The 17,172-nt window shown below is 63.1% G+C and carries 12 protein-coding genes; 5 read left to right on the forward strand and 7 right to left on the reverse strand.

The window, feature by feature from the left end:
* Positions 1-8: 8 nt before the first annotated feature.
* Entirely contained in the window at positions 9-2,330 is a 2,322-nt protein-coding gene (locus tag BPNPMPFG_RS32470) for a PAS domain-containing sensor histidine kinase (RefSeq protein ID WP_258592611.1), read from the reverse strand.
* Positions 2,331-2,661: 331 nt separating this feature from the next.
* On the opposite strand from BPNPMPFG_RS32470, the gene BPNPMPFG_RS32475 reads away from it, so the two are divergent.
* Positions 2,662-2,961 carry an addiction module antidote protein gene (locus BPNPMPFG_RS32475; protein ID WP_258592612.1) on the forward strand — a complete coding sequence of 100 codons (300 nt, stop codon included), beginning with the start codon at positions 2,662-2,664 and terminating at the stop codon, positions 2,959-2,961.
* Positions 2,962-3,004: 43 nt separating this feature from the next.
* Here the strand turns inward: BPNPMPFG_RS32475 and pepN are convergent, their stop codons facing one another.
* Entirely contained in the window at positions 3,005-5,650 is a 2,646-nt protein-coding gene (gene pepN / locus BPNPMPFG_RS32480) for an aminopeptidase N (RefSeq protein WP_258592613.1), read from the reverse strand.
* A 156-nt stretch (positions 5,651-5,806) separates the two neighbouring features.
* On the opposite strand from pepN, the gene BPNPMPFG_RS32485 reads away from it, so the two are divergent.
* Both BPNPMPFG_RS32485 and BPNPMPFG_RS32490 read left to right on the forward strand, forming a co-directional pair.
* Entirely contained in the window at positions 5,807-8,113 is a 2,307-nt protein-coding gene (locus BPNPMPFG_RS32485) for a xanthine dehydrogenase family protein molybdopterin-binding subunit (protein WP_258592614.1), read from the forward strand.
* Positions 8,114-8,207: 94 nt separating this feature from the next.
* Complete coding sequence (locus tag BPNPMPFG_RS32490) at positions 8,208-9,188, forward strand: DMT family transporter (RefSeq protein WP_258592615.1); 981 nt, start codon at positions 8,208-8,210, stop codon at positions 9,186-9,188.
* On the opposite strand, the gene BPNPMPFG_RS32495 is transcribed toward BPNPMPFG_RS32490, so the two are convergent.
* The 3 genes from BPNPMPFG_RS32495 to BPNPMPFG_RS32505 all read right to left on the reverse strand — a co-directional run bounded on the left by BPNPMPFG_RS32495 (position 9,189) and on the right by BPNPMPFG_RS32505 (position 11,873).
* Complete coding sequence (locus BPNPMPFG_RS32495; RefSeq protein WP_258592616.1) at positions 9,189-10,001, reverse strand: helix-turn-helix domain-containing protein; 813 nt, start codon at positions 9,999-10,001, stop codon at positions 9,189-9,191.
* 307 nt (positions 10,002-10,308) lie between these two features.
* Positions 10,309-11,178, reverse strand: coding sequence for a uracil-DNA glycosylase (locus BPNPMPFG_RS32500; RefSeq protein ID WP_258592617.1), 870 nt, complete (start codon positions 11,176-11,178; stop codon positions 10,309-10,311).
* A 50-nt stretch (positions 11,179-11,228) separates the two neighbouring features.
* The gene (locus BPNPMPFG_RS32505; RefSeq protein ID WP_258592618.1) at positions 11,229-11,873 is read right to left on the reverse strand and encodes a hypothetical protein; all 645 of its coding nucleotides are present in this window, start codon (positions 11,871-11,873) and stop codon (positions 11,229-11,231) included.
* A gap of 213 nt (positions 11,874-12,086) precedes the next feature.
* On the opposite strand from BPNPMPFG_RS32505, the gene BPNPMPFG_RS32510 reads away from it, so the two are divergent.
* Together BPNPMPFG_RS32510 and BPNPMPFG_RS32515 are read left to right on the forward strand one after the other, a co-directional pair.
* Positions 12,087-13,766 (forward strand): electron transfer flavoprotein-ubiquinone oxidoreductase, encoded by a 1,680-nt coding sequence (locus BPNPMPFG_RS32510; protein WP_258592619.1) that lies wholly within the window; start codon positions 12,087-12,089, stop codon positions 13,764-13,766.
* Between the two features lie 57 nt (positions 13,767-13,823).
* Positions 13,824-14,423: a DUF922 domain-containing protein gene (locus BPNPMPFG_RS32515; RefSeq protein WP_258592620.1), complete on the forward strand. Its 600-nt coding sequence runs from the start codon at positions 13,824-13,826 to the stop codon at positions 14,421-14,423.
* Between the two features lie 59 nt (positions 14,424-14,482).
* On the opposite strand, the gene BPNPMPFG_RS32520 is transcribed toward BPNPMPFG_RS32515, so the two are convergent.
* Both BPNPMPFG_RS32520 and BPNPMPFG_RS32525 read right to left on the reverse strand, forming a co-directional pair.
* Positions 14,483-15,490: an endonuclease/exonuclease/phosphatase family protein gene (locus BPNPMPFG_RS32520; protein ID WP_258592621.1), complete on the reverse strand. Its 1,008-nt coding sequence runs from the start codon at positions 15,488-15,490 to the stop codon at positions 14,483-14,485.
* A gap of 217 nt (positions 15,491-15,707) precedes the next feature.
* A complete protein-coding gene (locus BPNPMPFG_RS32525) occupies positions 15,708-17,171 on the reverse strand; it encodes an AMP nucleosidase (protein ID WP_258592622.1) in 1,464 nt (487 codons plus the stop codon).
* Position 17,172 lies beyond the last annotated feature (1 nt).

The following is a 17,172-nucleotide window of genomic DNA, read 5'->3' on the forward strand; positions in this document are numbered from 1 at the left end:
TGTGTTGCTCAGGCCGCGACCTTGATCGCCGGCGCGCTCTTCTTCACCGGAATGCGTACCGACACGATTGTGCCGACACCTTCGGTCGAACGGATTTTCAGCGCGCCGCCCTGAAGCTCGGCCAACGAGCGCGAGATGGCGAGGCCCAGGCCCGACCCGGCATGGCTCTTGGAGAACTGGTTTTGAACCTGCTCGAAGGGACGGCCGAGCTTGCCGAGCGCGTCTTTCGGAATGCCGCAGCCATTGTCCTCGATCGTCAGCACCAGCGCGCCGGAGGTGTTGCGGGCCCTGACCGATATGTGGCCGCCCTGACCGGTAAATTTCACCGCGTTGGACAGAAGATTGATGACGATCTGCTTGATCGCCCGGCGATCGGCAAACAGCGTCAATGCATCGGCGATGCGTGTTTCCACCGTGATCGCCTTCTGCGCGGCTTGCAGCGAGACGACGCGAACCGTTTCGCTGATCAGCGGACCAAGGTCGATCTCTTCCTGGTCCAGCGAGAACTGGCCGGCCTCGATCTTGGACATGTCGAGGATGTCGTTGATGACGCCCAGGAGATATTTGCCGCTGCTGTTGATGTCGGTTGCGTACTCCTCGTAGCGCTCCGACCCCAGCGGACCGAACAGGCCCTGTTCCATCAGTTCGGAGAAGCCGATGATGGCGTTCAGCGGCGTGCGCAATTCATGCGACATGTTGGCCAGGAATTCGGATTTGGCCCGGTTGGCGGCTTCGGCGCGTTCGGTTTCCTTCATGTATTTGCGGTTGAGGTCGACCAGTTCGCGCGAGCGTTCCTCTTCGGCCCGGCGGGCGAGGCTGAGATCATGGATCGTCGCCATCAGCCGGCGTTCGCTGTCGACCAGCTTTTCCTGGTGCAGCTTGATCTGGGTGATGTCGGAACCGACCGAAACGATGCCGCCATCCCGGGTCTTGAGTTCGTTGACCTGCAGCCAGCGGCCGTCGGCCAGCTGCCGTTCGAACGTGGCGCCGCCCTGCAGGCCGCTGGTGTGGGCAAGCCGCCGTTCGGAAGCAAAGGCCAGCATGCGTTCTTCCAGCGCCGCACGCGCCACGCCCGGCAGGACGTCGCGGTCCGAAAGCCCGTTGTCCTGCTGGTATTTGGAATTACACATGATCAGGCGCTGTGCCGAATCCCACAGCACGAAGGATTCGTTGATGTTCTCGATCGCCGTTCGGAGGCGAAGGTCGGCCGCCTCGGAACGCAGCGCCAGATGGCGCTGCTCGGTGACGTCGACGGCGATGCCGATCAGCTGGATTTCCGGCGCCTCCGGATCGATGACTTGCGCCCGGGCGCGCATCCACACCCATTGGCCGTCGGCATGCCGCATCCGGAACACCTGGTCGATGTGGTCGATCTCTCTCGCGACAATTCTGTTGGCAAGCTGGAACAGGTCGCCATCCTCGGGATGGATGATCTCGTCGACCTCGCCGAAGGACAGCATCGTGTCGCAGGGCTCATAGCCGAGCATGTCGTACATCGAGCGCGACCAGTACATCTTGCCGCGCACCATGTCCCAATCCCACAGGCCGCAGCGGCCGCGAACCAACGCCATGTCGATGCGCTGATGCGCTTCGAGGTAGATGCGGTCGGCTGCCTGGGCGCGCGCCGCCTGGCCGAAATAGGCGTAGAGGATGATGATCAGCACGCTGGCCGTCAGCACGAACAGGGTGACGTTGAGCGAGACGGTCTTGCGCCAGGCGTCGAAAACCGCGTCCTGCGGCACCAGTGCCGCCGCGGCACCCTTTCGGCCATTCGCCAGGCTGACCGCCGCGTACCAGTCCTGTCCGCCGATGTTGACCTCCATGACGCCGGCGCGGTCGCCGAACATGAACAAGGGCTGGCCGCCCTGGACGAGACCGTCGAGCGAATGACCTTGCCATGGCACCGAGCGCGGGGTCACCGCGACGATCTTGAAGGCGCTGTCGGTGATGACAAGCACATGGCTGCGGCCCATCGCACCCTGACGGCTGGTGGTCTCCAAAAGGTCCTGGATGGCGCCCGGCACCGTGTCCGAGGTGGTGGCGAGCGAACTCGCCAGCTGGGCCGCTGCCAGCGTGAGGATCGCCTTGGCATCGCGCTCGACATCGTCGCGCTCGTTCATCAGCGACAGCACGCGCAGCGCCGCGATGACGATCAGGAAGGTGATGATGAGGGCCGGTATCGATCGGCGCAGCAGCGGCTCGGCGGCCAGAAGCCGCCGGTAGGCCGGTTCGGCGATGAGCCGCGCATTCCCCGCAAGGCCGTCGCTTCGCGTCTCGCGATGCGCAAAAGCCTTCCCTCCGGGCGCGCCCCACGCGTCCGCCTTCGCCATAAATGGCACTCCCCGAATTTGCCTGTGCTGCTTGGTGATCCGGCAAACGCCGCACATCCGAATCGTCAGTAAAGAATCAAAGCTGATTCGCCTTGTCCAGGGGCCCGGCGAAAAAAGATTAAAAATCGACTAAAATAATGCTGAAACGGTCGAACTGGCCCTTCTGGAGTTTGAGGATCTCACAACAGAACCCCGATAGGCTTCCTTTGGCCTTCATTGACAGAATGTAGTTTATAAACTACAACTCCTTATGATCGATCTAAAACAAACCGAAACGTTCCGAAAGTGGTGGACGCGGCTAAAGGAAGCGCGCCCGAGGCGCGATCTTTGCATGGCAGAAAAACTGACAACCTTTGATCCGGCTGAAGGCTTGACCTCCGATGAGGCGATTGCGGCATTCATGGCGGAGGCCTTTGCGTCTGAAGATTCCGGCTATATCGCGCATGCGCTGGGTGTCGTTGCTCGTGCCAAGGGCATGGCCCAGATCGCGAGCCAGACCGGGCTTTCGCGTGAACAGCTCTATCGCTCATTCAGTGAGAACGGCAATCCGACCCTGAAAACGATGATTGCGGTGATGAAGGCGCTAGGGATCGAGCTGACCGCAAGGCCTCAGCCCCATCAGCCGGGTTGACGGACGCGAGAGAGTTTGCGGCTCTCCCATGGAGAGTGCGCGTTCACGCCAGCGTGCGCTCGACGATATCCCTTAGATCCGCCGACAGGTTTTCGGCATTGGCGATCGAAAGCAGCGCTTCCCTGGCTTTGGCCTGCCGGCCAGGTTCAAGCGAGCGCCACGATCTGAGCGCCGTTGCCAGCCTTGCCGCCACTTGCGGGTTGCGTTTTTCGACCTCGAGCACGGTCTGCGAGAAGAACCGGTAGCCTTCGCCGTCGGCGCGATGAAAGCCGGTCTGGTTGGCGCTGGAGAAGGTGCCGATCAATGAGCGTACCCGGTTCGGGTTGGCCATCGAGAAAGCCGGATGGCCGGTCAAGGCCCGAACGGTGTCCACGGTCTGTGGGCCGGGCACGCTGGCCTGGACCTGGAACCATTTGTCCATGACCAGCGGGTCGGACCCATAGATCGTCTCGAAAGACGCCAGCGCCTTGGTCGCCTCGGGCGACCCGTGATGCCGATGCGCAAGCACGGCAAGTGCCGCCGCGCGGTCGGTCATGTTGGTCGCGGACTGGAAATGCCCGGCGGCAAGTGCCGCTCCACCCGGCAGCAGCGACAGGTAGTCCAGCAGGATGTTGCGCAGGGCGCGTCGCCCGGCGCTGGCCGCGTCTGGGCTGAAGGGGCCGTTATCGGCAAGGCGGTCGTAAAGGCCGGAGAACGTTTCCCGGTTCGCTGCCGCGATCGCCAGCGCCAGCGCCTCGCGGGCGGCGTAGATGGCGTCGGTGTCGATATTGCTACCGATGTCGCGGGCGATGTCGGCTTCGCTGGGCAGCGCCAGCGCCAGAGCCCGGTAGGCCGGCTCGAGCGCCTCGTCGCCGGCGATGCTGCCGGCGAGTTCGGTCAGCCGTGGCGCAAAACCAGGCCGTTTGCCGCCAAGGATCTCGCGGAAAGCGGCAATCAGCGCATCGGTCAGCAATGTGTTGAACGCCTGCCAGCGTGAGAAGGTGTCGCTGTCATGGCGGGCGAGGAAGAACTGGTCGTCGGCTTTCTGCTCCACCGACAGCGTCACCGGCGCCGAAAAGCCGCGGTTGAGCGACACTGCCGGGCGCTCGGTCACGCCTGAAAAACGCACCATATGGCGGCGCTTGCGGACATGGATGACGCCGTCCTCGACGCTGGCACCCTCGACGCCGCTATACTCCACCGGCTTGCCGCCGGCGCCGATCAGGCCGAAGGCGAGCGGGATGTGCATCAGCCGCTTGCGGCTTTCGGACGGTGTCGGCGGCACCGACTGCTCGATTTCGAGCGTGAACTCCTGCGACGCCGGATTGTGTGTCGAACTGACCGTCAGGTTGGGCGTGCCCGCCTGGTGGTACCAGAGCGCGAACTGCGACAGGTCGCGGCCGGACGCATCCTCGAACACCTTGATGAAATCCTCGATCGTCGCCGCGTCGCCGTCATGCCGCTCGAAATAGAGGTCCATGCCGGCGCGAAAGGCGTCAGGCCCAAGAATGGTGCGGATCATGCGCACCACTTCGGAGCCCTTTTCATAGACCGTCGCCGTGTAGAAATTGTTGATCTCGCGGTAGCGGCGCGGCCGCACCGGATGCGCCAGCGGGCCCTGGTCCTCGGGAAATTGGTGCGCCCGCAGCGTCCGCACTTCGGCGATGCGCTTGACCGCTCGCGATCGCTGGTCGGCGGAGAATTCGTGGTCGCGGAAAACCGTCAGCCCTTCCTTGAGGCAAAGCTGGAACCAGTCACGGCAAGTGATTCTATTGCCTGTCCAATTGTGGAAATACTCATGCGCGATGATCGCCTCGATGTTGGCGAAATCGGCGTCCGTCGCGGTCTCCTGGTCGGCCAGCACATATTTGTCGTTGAAGATGTTGAGGCCCTTGTTCTCCATCGCGCCCATGTTGAAGTCGGACACGGCAACGATGTTGAAGACGTCGAGGTCGTATTCGCGGCCGAACGCTTCTTCGTCCCATCGCATCGACCGTTTCAGCGCATCCATGGCGTAACCGGCCAGCTTCTCCTTGCCGGGCTCGACATAGATGCCGAGCTCGACCGTGCGGCCGGATGCGGTGACGAAGCTGTCGGCGACCTGGCCGAGATTGCCGGCCACCAGCGCGAACAGATAGGACGGCTTGGGGAAGGGGTCGTGCCATCTAGCATAGTGCCAGCCGTCGCCGAGATCGCCCTTGTCGACCGGGTTGCCGTTGGACAGGAGCAGCGGCGCCTCGTCACGCAATGCCTCGATCCGCACCGTGTAGACGGACAGGATGTCGGGGCGATCGAGGAAATAGGTGATGCGACGAAAGCCTTCGGCCTCGCATTGCGTGCAGTAGACATTGCTGGACCGGTAGAGGCCCATCAGGGCTTCATTGGTGGCCGGTGCCAGCTCGGTCTCGATCAGCAACTGGAAGCGCCGCGCGGCCGGTGGCTTGAGGATGGTCAGCTGGTCCGATGTCACCAGCAGATCCGCCGGCTTTGCTTTCTTGCCGTCGATTTCGATGCGCTGGGGCGTCAGCCCGTCGCCGTCGAGCACCAGCGGTGCCGACACGGATACGCCGTCACGGCGTTCGACCGTGAGCACGGCGGTGACGCGCGTTGCGTCTGGCGAAAGGCGAAAGGTGAGGTCGGTTTGCGGAATGAGATAATCGTTGGGGCGATAGTCTTCGAGCTTGAAGACCTGGCCGGTGTCAGTGCGCATTCCGTGGGTTTTCCTGTCGATTGCGTTGGCGGCGGATTGTTTCCGCTGGTCCAAGAAATTTGAAGTCCGCGCTCTTTACACGAAACGGCCCCTCGACAAAACTGAGACGATGCCTATTTCAGGCGTTCCTTCTCCTGTCATCCCCGCGAGGCATTCATGACCGTCGTCACACCGAAATTCGGGATGGGCGCATCCGTGCTGCGGCGCGAGGATGCCGCCTTCATCCAGGGGCAGGGCCGCTATACCGACGACATCCAGCCGGCTGGCGTCCTGCATGGCTACGTGTTGCGCTCGCCGGTCGCCAAGGCAAGTTTCACCATCGGCTCGACCGAGGCGGCGAAGGCCGCGCCCGGCGTCCATCTGGTGCTGACCGGCAAGGACCTTGCCCATCTCGGCGATCTGAAATCCGGCGTCATGCAGGGACAGCCGGACGGCACCAAGGCGCCGACCCGCGACATTCCGATCCTATGCCGCGACCGCGTCAACTATGTCGGCGACGCCGTTGCCTTCGTCGTCGCCGACAGCCGTGCCTTGGCGCAGGATGCCGCCGAACTGATCGATGTCGACTATGACAGCGAAGACGCCGCCTCTGGTACCGCCACGGCGCTTGCCGAGGCCACGCCGCTGGTCTGGCCGGAACTCGGTTCCAACCGCGCCTTCAGCTACCACATGGGCGATAAGAAAAAGACGGATGCGGCTTTCGCCAGGGCCGCCCATGTCACCCGCATCGAGTTCGTCAACAACCGGCTGGTCTGCAACTACATGGAGCCGCGCTCGGCGATCGGCGAGTGGAACATCGAGGAGAACCGTTTCGTGCTGACCACGGGGTCGCAGGGCGTGCATTCGATGCAATACATCCTGGCCGGCCTGTTCAAGATCAAGAAGGATCAGCTGCGCGTCATCACACCCGATGTCGGCGGTGGTTTCGGGCCGAAGAGCTTCGTCTACCGCGAGTATCCGCTGGTGCTCGAGGCGGCAAAGCGGCTTGGCCGCCCGGTGAAATGGGCCGGCGACCGCACCGAACATTTTTTGACCGACGCCCAAGGCCGCGACAATGTCGTGAAGGCCGAGATGGCGCTGGACAAGGACGGCCGCTTCCTTGGCATGAAGGTGGACCTGCTTGCCAACATGGGCGCCTATGTCTCGCAATACGGTCCGTTCATTCCCTATATCGGCGTCACCATGTCGACCGGCGTCTACGATATCCAGGCGCTCGACGTCTCGGTGACCGGCCTCTACACCAACACCTGCCCGGTCGATGCCTATCGCGGCGCTGGCCGGCCGGAAGCGGCCTTCCTGCTGGAAAAGCTTGTGGATGCCTGCGCTCATGATCTGGGCCTGTCTGTCGACGAGATCCGCCGCCGCAACTTCATCCGGCCCGAGCAGTTCCCTTACCGCACGCAGACCGGCCGTCTCTACGACAATGGTGAGTTCGAAGGGCATATGGACCGCGCCATAGAACGGTCCGAATGGAAGGCGTTTCCGGCGCGGTTGGCGCAGTCGAAGGCAGGCGGAAAGATCCGCGGCATCGGCATGGCGACCTATATCGAGGCTTGTGCCTTTCCGGGCTCCGAACCGGCCTTTGTCGAGCTTAACGGCGACGGCACGGTGACGCTGAAGATCGGGACCCAGACCAACGGCCAGGGGCACGCCACCGCCTATGCGCAGTTCCTGTCGGAAAAGCTCAATCTCGACATCGACAGGATCCATGTCCGCCAAGGCGACACCGACGAATTGAAGGCCGGCGGCGGCACCGGCGGCTCGCGCTCCATTCCGCTCGGCGGCGTTTCGACGTCGCGTGCCGGCGAGGACCTCGCCAACAAGATCAAGCGCATCGCCGCCGACGAGCTGGAAGCCTCGGCCGGCGACATCGAGCTGTCGAACGGCGTTGCGCGTATCGTCGGCACCGACAGGTCGATCGATTTTTCGAGCATCGCCAAGGCCGCAAAAACGCCCGACGATCTCAAGGGCTTTGGCGAGTTCGTCCAGGACGAGTGCACCTATCCGAACGGCACGCACATCTGCGAGGTCGAGATCGACCCTGATACCGGCGCGACCGATATTGTCCGCTACACCATCGTCGATGATTTCGGCGTCACCGTGAACCCGATCCTGCTCGCCGGCCAGGTGCATGGCGGCGTCGTGCAAGGCATCGGCCAGGCGCTGACCGAGGACACCATCTATGGCGAGGATGGGCAGCTTCTGACGGCAAGCTTCATGGACTATGCCATGCCGCGCGCCGACAATTTCCCGTTCTTCCATTTCGAGACCCGCAACGTGCCCTCCACCACCAATGCGCTCGGCATCAAGGGGGCAGGCGAAGCAGGCACCATCGGCTCGACACCGGCAGCACTCAACGCGGTGACAGACGCGCTCTGGCGAGCCTATGGTGTCAAACACATCGACATGCCGGCGACCCCGGCGCGCATCTGGGCAACGATCCGGGAAGCAGCCAGACCATGATCCCGGAAAGTGGGAACCGGTTTTCGGAAAAGATTATGGTCAAACAAGAAGATAGAGTCCGATCCCGATGTAATCGGGACGGATTGGACTCGAGGTGACGGCCCGGCCCGCACCGGACGCTGTCGCGGCCAGTAATCAAGCCGGCGGGCACAACAACACGCTCACCGGCATCACGCTCAAGATCGTGTCGGTGGCGGTCTTCGTAGGCATGTCGACCTGCATCAAGGCGGCGGGCACCGTTCCGGCGGGCCAGATCGTCTTCTTCCGCTCATTCTTTGCGATCTTTCCGATCATCACTTTTCTCGCCTTCAAGGGAAAACTCGGCACTGCGTTTGCCACCAAGCGCCCGCTCAATCACATTGCGCGTGGTGTCGTCGGCGTCTGCGCCATGGGGCTTGGCTTTTTCGCGCTGACACGGCTGCCGCTGCCCGAGGCGATCACGCTGAACTACGCGCAGCCGCTGCTGGTGGTGGTGTTCAGTTCGATCTTCCTCGGCGAAGCCATCCGCGTCTATCGCTGGAGTGCGGTCGCCGTCGGTCTCGTCGGCGTGCTGATCATCTCCTGGCCGGAACTGACGCTGCTGAGTTCGCACGAGGCGCTCGGCGACCAGGAAGTGCTTGGCGTCATCGCCGCTCTTGTCGCGGCGGCGATCTCGGCCGTCGCCATGCTGCTCGTGCGCAATCTCGTGCAGAGCGAGCGCACCGCGACCATCGTTCTGTGGTTTTCGGTGACGGCGAGCGTCATGGCGCTGCTGTCGTTGCCGTTCGGCTGGCAGGCACTGACGCCGCTCCAGGCGGCTCTTCTGATTGCCGCCGGCTTTTGCGGCGGCCTCGGCCAGATCCTGATGACCTCGGCCTATCGCCATGCTGAAGCCTCGGTCGTGGCGCCATTTGAATACACCTCGATGATCCTTGGCGTCATCGTCGGCTATCTCGTCTTTGGCGACGTTGCCACGCTCAACATGCTGGTCGGCGGCCTGATCGTCGTTGCCGCTGGTATCTTCATCATCTGGCGCGAACGCCAGCTGGGTCTGGAACGTACCCGCACCCGCAAGGCGGCTCCGCCTCAAGGGTGATTACGATCGTTCTGCCCGCTCCTTCGCCAGCCGCACCAGCACCGTTCGTGTCTGCTCATCGGCCGGGAAAAACGATTCGATCGCCAGTTCCGACAATGTCACGTCGAGCGGCGTGCCGAACACGGTGATGGTGCTGATGAACGACAGCACTTGATCGCCATGGGCGAGGCGTAGCGGATGTACTATGGCATTCGGCTCGACGGGCGTTGGCCTGCTGCCCTTCAGCCCGGACGGATAGCTGCGCAGTTCGCGCTCCAGATCGATCAGCACCGGGTCGCCGCTTGCGTCATTCTGGTGCTTGAGACGCTCGAGCAGATGCGTCCGCCACTCCGCGAGATTGACGATGCGCGGTGCGATGCCGCCCGGATGCAGGCTGAGGCGAAGCACATTGACCGGCGGCGTCAGCAATGACGGCTCCGTGACATCGGCAAGGAAGAGAGCGATCGCCGCATTCGCCGAAACCAGGTTCCAGTGCCGGTCGACGGCCAGAGCCGGGAAAGGCTCGTGCCCCTTGAGCACGATCTCGACGGCGGCCATCGCCGGCGCCAGCGTCGCGTCGCTGAGCGGCCGTTCGCCGAAGCTCGGCGCAAAACCCGCGGCGAGCAGCAGCTGGTTGCGCTGCCTGAGCGGGATCGAAAGCTGTTCGGCCAGATGCAGCACCATGTCGCGCGACGGCGCTGCACGGCCGCTCTCGACAAAGCTCAGATGCCGCTGCGAGATATCAGCTTCCATGGCGAGGTCCAACTGGCTCATGCGGCGTCGCGTACGCCATTCGCGAATGAGGCTGCCGGCGGAAGTTTGGGCTGTTGTCATGGGGTATGGTTAGGGCGGCGGCAGAGGGATTTCAATTACCTGGGAGGTTATAGCTCCTGCCGGCCTTCGCCTGTCGACATTGGAGATTGGCGAAGGTCGATGCGACATCCGATCTCCCCCCTCGTGGGGGAGATGCCCGGCAGGGCAGAGGGGGGCGCTGTCTCGCCGACCTCCAGATCGGCATCACGGAATCCTTCAACTCATTCGTGCGGTCAACAGGTGAGGCAAAGGATGCGATCCTTCGCGCCCCCCTTTGTCCTGCCGGACATCTCCCCCACGAGGGGGGAGATTGGCTATTCGTCCAACCTCACCCCAACTCCTTCAACTTCGCCTTCACCTCGAGAAAATCCCGCCACGCCAGCTTCTTGTGCGCAGGCGTCCGCAGGAGATAAGCCGGATGCAGCGTCGGCATGGCTGGAATGGCGATGCCGGATGCTGTCGTGTGGACGCGCCAGTTGCCGCGCAGCCGCAAGATGCCCTCCGAGGTGTTGAGCAAGGTCTTGGCTGATGGACCGCCGAGATTGATCAGCACCTTCGGGTTGACCAGTTCGATCTGCCGCTCGATGAACGGCCGGCAGATCTCGGTTTCGTGCGGCGTCGGCGTGCGATTGCCCGGCGGTCGCCAGGGAATGACGTTGGCGATGTAGACCGATGTCCGGTCGAGTCCTATCGCCGCCAGCATGCGATCGAGCAGCCGGCCCGAGCGGCCGACGAAGGGCAGACCTTCGATGTCCTCGTCGCGGCCGGGCGCTTCGCCGACCAGCATGACGGCGGCCTCGGGGTTGCCGTCGGCGAACACCAGGCTCTTGGCGGTGGCTTTCAAATTGCAACCGTCGAAGGCCGCCATGTGCTGGCGAAGCTCGTCCAGGGTCGTTGCCGTCGTCGCCAGCTGGCGCGCCAGCGCTGCTTGCGCCCCGTCGGGAACGGTGGCGGTGACCGACGGTGCGCGCGCAGCGGGCGGCGCATTTGCTCTGTCGCTCGCCTCAGCACGCGACACGCTGGTCGAGCGAGGTGGCGTAGCGGCGTCGCCGGACGGCGCCACCGCCCGTTCCACTGGTTTGGGATCGGCAAACCGGTTCACCGGCTGGTCTTCAAGTGCCTCGTCGACGCCAGCGCTGGCGTAGAAAGCCAGCAGGTCGGCGATATCAGGTCTGTTGTTTGGGGAAGCGGCAGTCATGGCAGCACATTCGTCCGCATGACGGCAATTTGCAAGGTTGGCTGCTTGTTCTACCCGGTGGGTATGCGTGGATCCTGCACCAGATAAAAGGTCCAGCGCGGCGTGTAGTCGGTCATCAGGAATTCGAACCTGGCGGTTTTCAGCGGGTCGACCTTGCCATTCCTGAACAGCAGGCGGTCATAAGGTTCGAACTCGCGGTCGAAATCGGCGAAATTGCTCGACCAGATGTTGTCGGGCGTCTTGTTGCGCTGGTCGAACGAAAGTCCGTCGCCGAACACGCTCGGCTGGTTCAGGATCTCCTGCAGCTCGAACTGGAACTCGATCCAGGCCTGGCCGCTGTTGTTGAGCGCATCGATGCGCATATACATGATGCCATTGGCGAATTCGCCGGCCGGACCGAAGGCCTGGATCTGCTTTGTCGTGCGGATGGTTGGCGTCACCGGCGTTGACGAATTCAGCTCTTCGGTGATGACCAGCGGGTCGTCCTTCGTTCCGATGCCCGAAGCGCCGGTGATGTGGAAACCGCCGAGCTCATCGGAGAAGGAATAAGCGCCTGTCGCCCAGACTTTCACCTCGTCCGCGGCGGCGTGACCCGGTGCCAGCATCGGAAGGGCCAAAAGGAGCGCCCGGCAGGCCCGGCCGGGCGTCGATGGAAAGCGCGTCGATGAAAAGCCGGCTGGCCCAGGAATGCGCATGGCGTGAAGTATGGCCGATAAGCAAGCCGTCGAACAATTAAAAACGTTAGCGCCATATCGGGCGAAAGCAGCCGCCCAGCCTCGCGGGTGCGCGACTTTTTGGCCAAAACGCCATTGTCACGTATGTGCCGGTTTCCTGTCGCCAATTGATGCGCTATGCAGCGCAGGAGCCAGCAAGATACCCGAATGGGATAAGCCAGTGCGGAGGGGTTGATGAGCGACATCGAACGCGAAAGCATGGAATTCGACGTGGTTATCGTCGGCGCCGGCCCGGCCGGCCTCGCCGCCGCCATCCGCCTCAAGCAGGTCAATCCCGAGCTGTCGGTTGTCGTCCTGGAGAAAGGCGGTGAGGTCGGAGCCCATATCCTCTCCGGCGCCGTCGTCGACCCGATCGGCATCGACCGGCTGCTGCCAGGCTGGCGCGAGGAGGAGGGCCATCCGTTCAAGACGCCGGTCACGGCGGACCATTTCCTCGTCCTTGGCCCTGCCGGCTCATTCCGTCTGCCCAACATCCTGATGCCGCCGCTGATGAACAATCACGGCAATTACATCGTCTCGCTGGGCAATGTCAGCCGCTGGCTGGCGACCAAGGCCGAGGCGCTCGGCGTCGAGATCTATCCTGGCTTTGCCGCCACCGGCCTGCTCTACAATGAAGAAGGCGCCGTCACCGGCGTCGTCACGGGCGACATGGGCGTCGAGAAGGACGGCACGCACGGCCCGGGCTTCGCGCCGGGCATGGCGCTGATGGGCAAATATGTGCTGATCGGCGAGGGTGCACGCGGCTCGCTCGCCAAGCAGCTGATAGCCAAATACAAGCTTTCCGATGGCCGCGAGCCTGGCAAGTTCGGCATCGGCCTCAAGGAACTCTGGCAGGTCAAGCCTGAGAACCACCGGCCGGGCCTGGTCCAGCATTCCTTCGGCTGGCCGCTCGACATGAAGACCGGCGGCGGCTCCTTCCTCTATCACCTCGAGGACAATCAGGTGGCGGTCGGCTTCGTCCTCCACCTCAACTACAAGAACCCCTATCTATCGCCGTTCGAGGAATTCCAGCGCTTCAAGACCCATCCGGCGATCGCGGGCACCTTCGAGGGCGCCAAGCGGCTGGGCTATGGCGCCCGCGCCATCACCGAAGGCGGCTGGCAGTCGGTGCCGAAACTGTCTTTCCCCGGTGGCGCGCTGATGGGCTGCGCGGCCGGCTTCGTCAACGTGCCGCGCATCAAGGGCTCACACAATGCGGTGTTGTCTGGAATGCTGGCGGCCGAACATGTCGCCGAGGCGATCGGCGCCGGTCGCGCCAATGACGAGCTTTCCTCCTACGAGGCGGCCTGGCGGGCGACCGACATCGGCAAGGACCTCAAGAAGGTGCGCAACGTCAAGCCGCTATGGTCGCGCTTCGGCACCATCGTCGGCATCGGTCTCGGCGGCCTCGACATGTGGCTGAACACGCTGTTCGGCGTCTCGCCCTTCGGCACGCTGAAGCATGGCAAGGCCGACTATGCAACGCTCGAGCCTGCAGCCCAGCACAAGAAGATCGCCTATCCGAAGCCCGACGGCGTGCTGACTTTCGACCGGCTGTCCTCGGTGTTCCTGTCCAACACCAATCACGAGGAAAACGAGCCGGTCCATCTGCTTGTCGGCGACATGGAGCTGCAGAAGCGTTCCGAGCACGATGTCTTTGCCGGACCCTCGACACGCTACTGTCCGGCCGGCGTCTATGAGTGGGTCGACAAGGACGGCAATGCCGCCGCCGATCCAGCGGCGAAGGACGTGCGCTTCGTCATCAACGCGCAGAACTGCGTCCACTGCAAGACCTGCGACATCAAGGACCCGAACCAGAACATCAACTGGGTGCCGCCGCAAGGCGGAGAAGGCCCGGTCTATCAGGGCATGTAAGTGACCGAGCCGGCGGCACTCCGCCGCCGGTCCACTCGTCGTTGAAAGGAAGCGGATATGCGCTTGCTCACGCTTTCAGCGCTGGCGCTCATCGGCGCGTTGTGCGGCTCCGCGACGGCCGCATCGGCTGATGTCAAGGTCCTGGTCAAGACGCGGACCTATGATATCTCCGGCACGACGGGAGAGGCCTTGATCGCGTCCATGAACCGCAACGGGCCGAGGCATGGCTTCATGGCCCGCGCCATTGCACAGACCAGCTATACAAAAGATTGGGACTTCGACTTTGTTCAGGTCAAGGGCACTTGCCGCATCAAGCAGGCCAACGGAACGCTCAACCTGAACTTTACCTATCCCCGTGTCGTGTCCACCCTCCCGCCGGTCCTCGACAAGCGTTGGGCGCGGTTCTTCGCCGGCGTTCGTACGCATGAGGGGACCCATGGCGACATTGCCACGCAGATGATGAAGGCGACCGAGAAGTCGCTTATGGGCCTGACGATCCAAAATGACGCGCAGTGTTCCAAGACACGGCGCGAGGCGCGCCGGCGGATCGACGCCATTTTTGACGAGTACGAGGCCAAGCAGAACGCCTTCGACGCGCGTGAACACCGGGAAGGCGGACACGTGGAATATCTGGTTGACGCCTTGGCGAAATCATAGAGCCTCTTCGCGGTTCCGGATGGAGCCGTGCCCCGTACGATAGATGGACTGCAAGAGGCTCAGATTCGTGGCTTGGCTGATGTCAGCGACGCAGTCGCGGTTTCATGCTCATCGACCGGCTTCTGCTCTTTCGGCCGAACCGAGAACTCGACCAGCACCGGCAGATGGTCCGAGCCGGTTTCTTCCAGCCGTGTCGCGGAATGTATGGTCACCCCGCCCTTGCTGAACACCTGGTCGATAGGCAGGCCGGCGAAGCGCCGCAGGAAATCCGGGAACTTGATATACATCCAGGTCGGTCCGACGGACGGCATGACGGTCAGCCCGCCGAGCGAGGCGACGCGGCGCACGGCGGCACTCCATGGCACGGCGTTGCAGTCGCCGGCCATGATCGCCGTCTCGCCGAGCGAGCCGAGCGATTCCGCAAGCTCACCGATCTGCCAGTGCTGCTCGCGTGGCCACGGCCAGCCGAGATGGATCGCGGCAACATCGACGCCGATGCCACCGAAGTCGACGGTCGCCATAGCCATGGCGCCGCGCCGCTCGCAATGCGGTTCGGTGCCGGCGGCAAAGGGGCGCCGTGAAAGCAGTGCGGCGCCGAATATGCCGTTGGGGTAGGGACAAAGGATCCGGTATGGGTAGGCGCTGGTGATATAGCCAAGCTCGGTCGTCCACATCGCCGACACTTCGTCGAGGGTGATCACGTCGGGATTGGTCCGGCCGATCAGCGACAGCACCTTCTTCGGAGTTGGATTGTCGTAGCGCAGATTCATTTGCAGAAGCTTGTAGACCATCCCGTCAGCGGGTTTGGCGACCGCTTGCACGGGCCACAGCTGCGGCATCGCACTCATGGTCGTGGCAAAGGCGGCTATGGCAAAAAGCAGTGCTGCGGCCGCTTGCAGGCGAAACGTCGTGGCCAGCAGCGGCAGCGCGCAAAGCGCCATCAGCACGGCAAGGTAAACGCGCAGATGCGAGAAGGAATCGAAGGCGTGGTGCAGCGTTCCGAAGAACCCGGCGACCAGGGCGACCGAGAACATCATCATCGCGATGAATGTCAGTGAAGCCGCCATGTCTCGACTGCGTCTCATCGGGTCAGGTCTGCACGGTTGCCAGAGGTGGTGCTGGCATGGTTATCGGCAAAAATGCGGCCCAATCAAGATGACGAAATGCCCAATGCATGGCGCCCAAAAGTGCGCAGCGGTTTTGGGGCAACGACATGCATAAAACAAAGACCTAATGCGGATCGCGTTTCAACGCGACACGCTTTAGGTGATACATGGATCCGTCCTATTGGAACGCCGTCTCCGAAAAGCTTCTGAGCTTGCGCGAATGCAGTCGCTCCATCGGCATTTCCGCAAGCTTCTCCATCGCCCGGATGCCGATGGTCAGGTGCTGCGCCACCTGGCGCTTGTAGAACTCGGTCGCCATGCCGGGCAGCTTCAGCTCGCCATGCAGGGGTTTGTCCGAAACGCACAGCAGCGTGCCGTAGGGCACGCGGAAGCGGAAGCCATTGGCCGCGATCGTCGCCGATTCCATGTCGAGCGCGATGGCGCGCGACTGCGACAGACGCTGCACCGGTCCGCGCTGGTCGCGCAGTTCCCAGTTGCGGTTGTCGATGGTGGCGACGGTGCCGGTGCGCATGATGCGCTTGAGATCGTAGCCGGACAGGCCGGTAACTTCCGCGACGGCTTCCTGCAGCGCCACCTGGATCTCGGCCAGCGGCGGGATCGGCACCCAGACCGGCAGATCGTCGTCGAGCACGTGATCCTCGCGAACATAGGCATGCGCAAGCACATAGTCGCCGAGCGCCTGGGTGTTGCGCAGCCCCGCGCAATGGCCGAGCATGACCCAGGCATGTGGCCTGAGCACCGCGATGTGGTCGGTGATCGTCTTGGCGTTGGACGGCCCGACGCCGATATTGACCATGGTGATGCCGCCATGGTTTGGCTTCTTCAGGTGATAGGCCGGCATCTGCGGCAGGCGCGGCGGTGCGACGCCTTCGCTGGGCGCGCTCTGCCCGGCCCTGGTGATGACATTGCCCGGCTCGACGAATTCGGCATATCCGCCGCCGCCATTGGCCATCAGGTCGCGGGCGCGGGCGACGAACTCGTCGATGTAGAACTGGTAGTTGGTGAACAGCACGAAGTTCTGGAAATGCTGCGGCGTGGTCGCCGTATAGTGCGACAGGCGGTGCAGCGAATAGTCGATGCGTTGCGCCGTGAAGGGCGCCAAGGGCCTTGGCTCGCCGAAGGCCACTTCGAAGGTGCCGTTGGCGATCTGGTCGTCGGTGCCGTCGAGATCCGGGACATCGAACAGGTCGCGGATCGGCCGCTTGATGCGCTCGGCCGCCGCGCCGTCGACATGGGTGCCTTCTAGAAAGGCGAAATGCAGCGGGATGGGGGTGGTCGATTCCGACACTGCGACCGCAACGCCATGATTGCGCATGATCAGGCGCAGCTGCTCGACCAGATAGCTTTCGAACAGGCCCGGCTGGGTGATGGTGGTCGAAAAATGCCCCGGCGTCGGCATATGCCCGTAGGCCTGCCGCGAGTCGATCTGGGTGAAGGAGTTGGTGGTGACGCCGATCTCCGGGTAGAAGGCCCGGTAGCGTTTGCCGTTGTCGCCGCCCGCTGCCGCCAGCGCCACAAAGGAGTCGCGCAGGAACTTGGTGTTACGGTTGTACAATGTCTGCAGTGCGGCGACGGCCTTTTCGGCATCGTCAAAGCTTTGCCGGCCAAAAGGCTCCGGCATG

Origin of the sequence: Mesorhizobium sp. AR07 (assembly GCF_024746815.1) — a bacterium.
GTDB lineage: Bacteria > Pseudomonadota > Alphaproteobacteria > Rhizobiales > Rhizobiaceae > Mesorhizobium.

What these genes read in the sequence shown, in the direction of transcription:
- BPNPMPFG_RS32470 (WP_258592611.1), bottom strand. Translation starts at nt 2,330, where the DNA reads ATGGCGAAGGCGGACGCGTGGGGCGCGCCCGGAGGGAAGGCTTTTGCG.
- BPNPMPFG_RS32520 (WP_258592621.1), bottom strand. Translation starts at nt 15,490, where the DNA reads ATGGCGGCTTCACTGACATTCATCGCGATGATGATGTTCTCGGTCGCC.
- BPNPMPFG_RS32515 (WP_258592620.1), top strand. Translation starts at nt 13,824, where the DNA reads ATGCGCTTGCTCACGCTTTCAGCGCTGGCGCTCATCGGCGCGTTGTGC.
- pepN (WP_258592613.1), bottom strand. Translation starts at nt 5,650, where the DNA reads ATGCGCACTGACACCGGCCAGGTCTTCAAGCTCGAAGACTATCGCCCC.
- BPNPMPFG_RS32475 (WP_258592612.1), top strand. Translation starts at nt 2,662, where the DNA reads ATGGCAGAAAAACTGACAACCTTTGATCCGGCTGAAGGCTTGACCTCC.
- BPNPMPFG_RS32495 (WP_258592616.1), bottom strand. Translation starts at nt 10,001, where the DNA reads ATGACAACAGCCCAAACTTCCGCCGGCAGCCTCATTCGCGAATGGCGT.
- BPNPMPFG_RS32505 (WP_258592618.1), bottom strand. Translation starts at nt 11,873, where the DNA reads ATGCGCATTCCTGGGCCAGCCGGCTTTTCATCGACGCGCTTTCCATCG.
- BPNPMPFG_RS32525 (WP_258592622.1), bottom strand. Translation starts at nt 17,171, where the DNA reads ATGCCGGAGCCTTTTGGCCGGCAAAGCTTTGACGATGCCGAAAAGGCC.
- BPNPMPFG_RS32500 (WP_258592617.1), bottom strand. Translation starts at nt 11,178, where the DNA reads ATGACTGCCGCTTCCCCAAACAACAGACCTGATATCGCCGACCTGCTG.
- BPNPMPFG_RS32485 (WP_258592614.1), top strand. Translation starts at nt 5,807, where the DNA reads ATGACCGTCGTCACACCGAAATTCGGGATGGGCGCATCCGTGCTGCGG.
- BPNPMPFG_RS32510 (WP_258592619.1), top strand. Translation starts at nt 12,087, where the DNA reads ATGAGCGACATCGAACGCGAAAGCATGGAATTCGACGTGGTTATCGTC.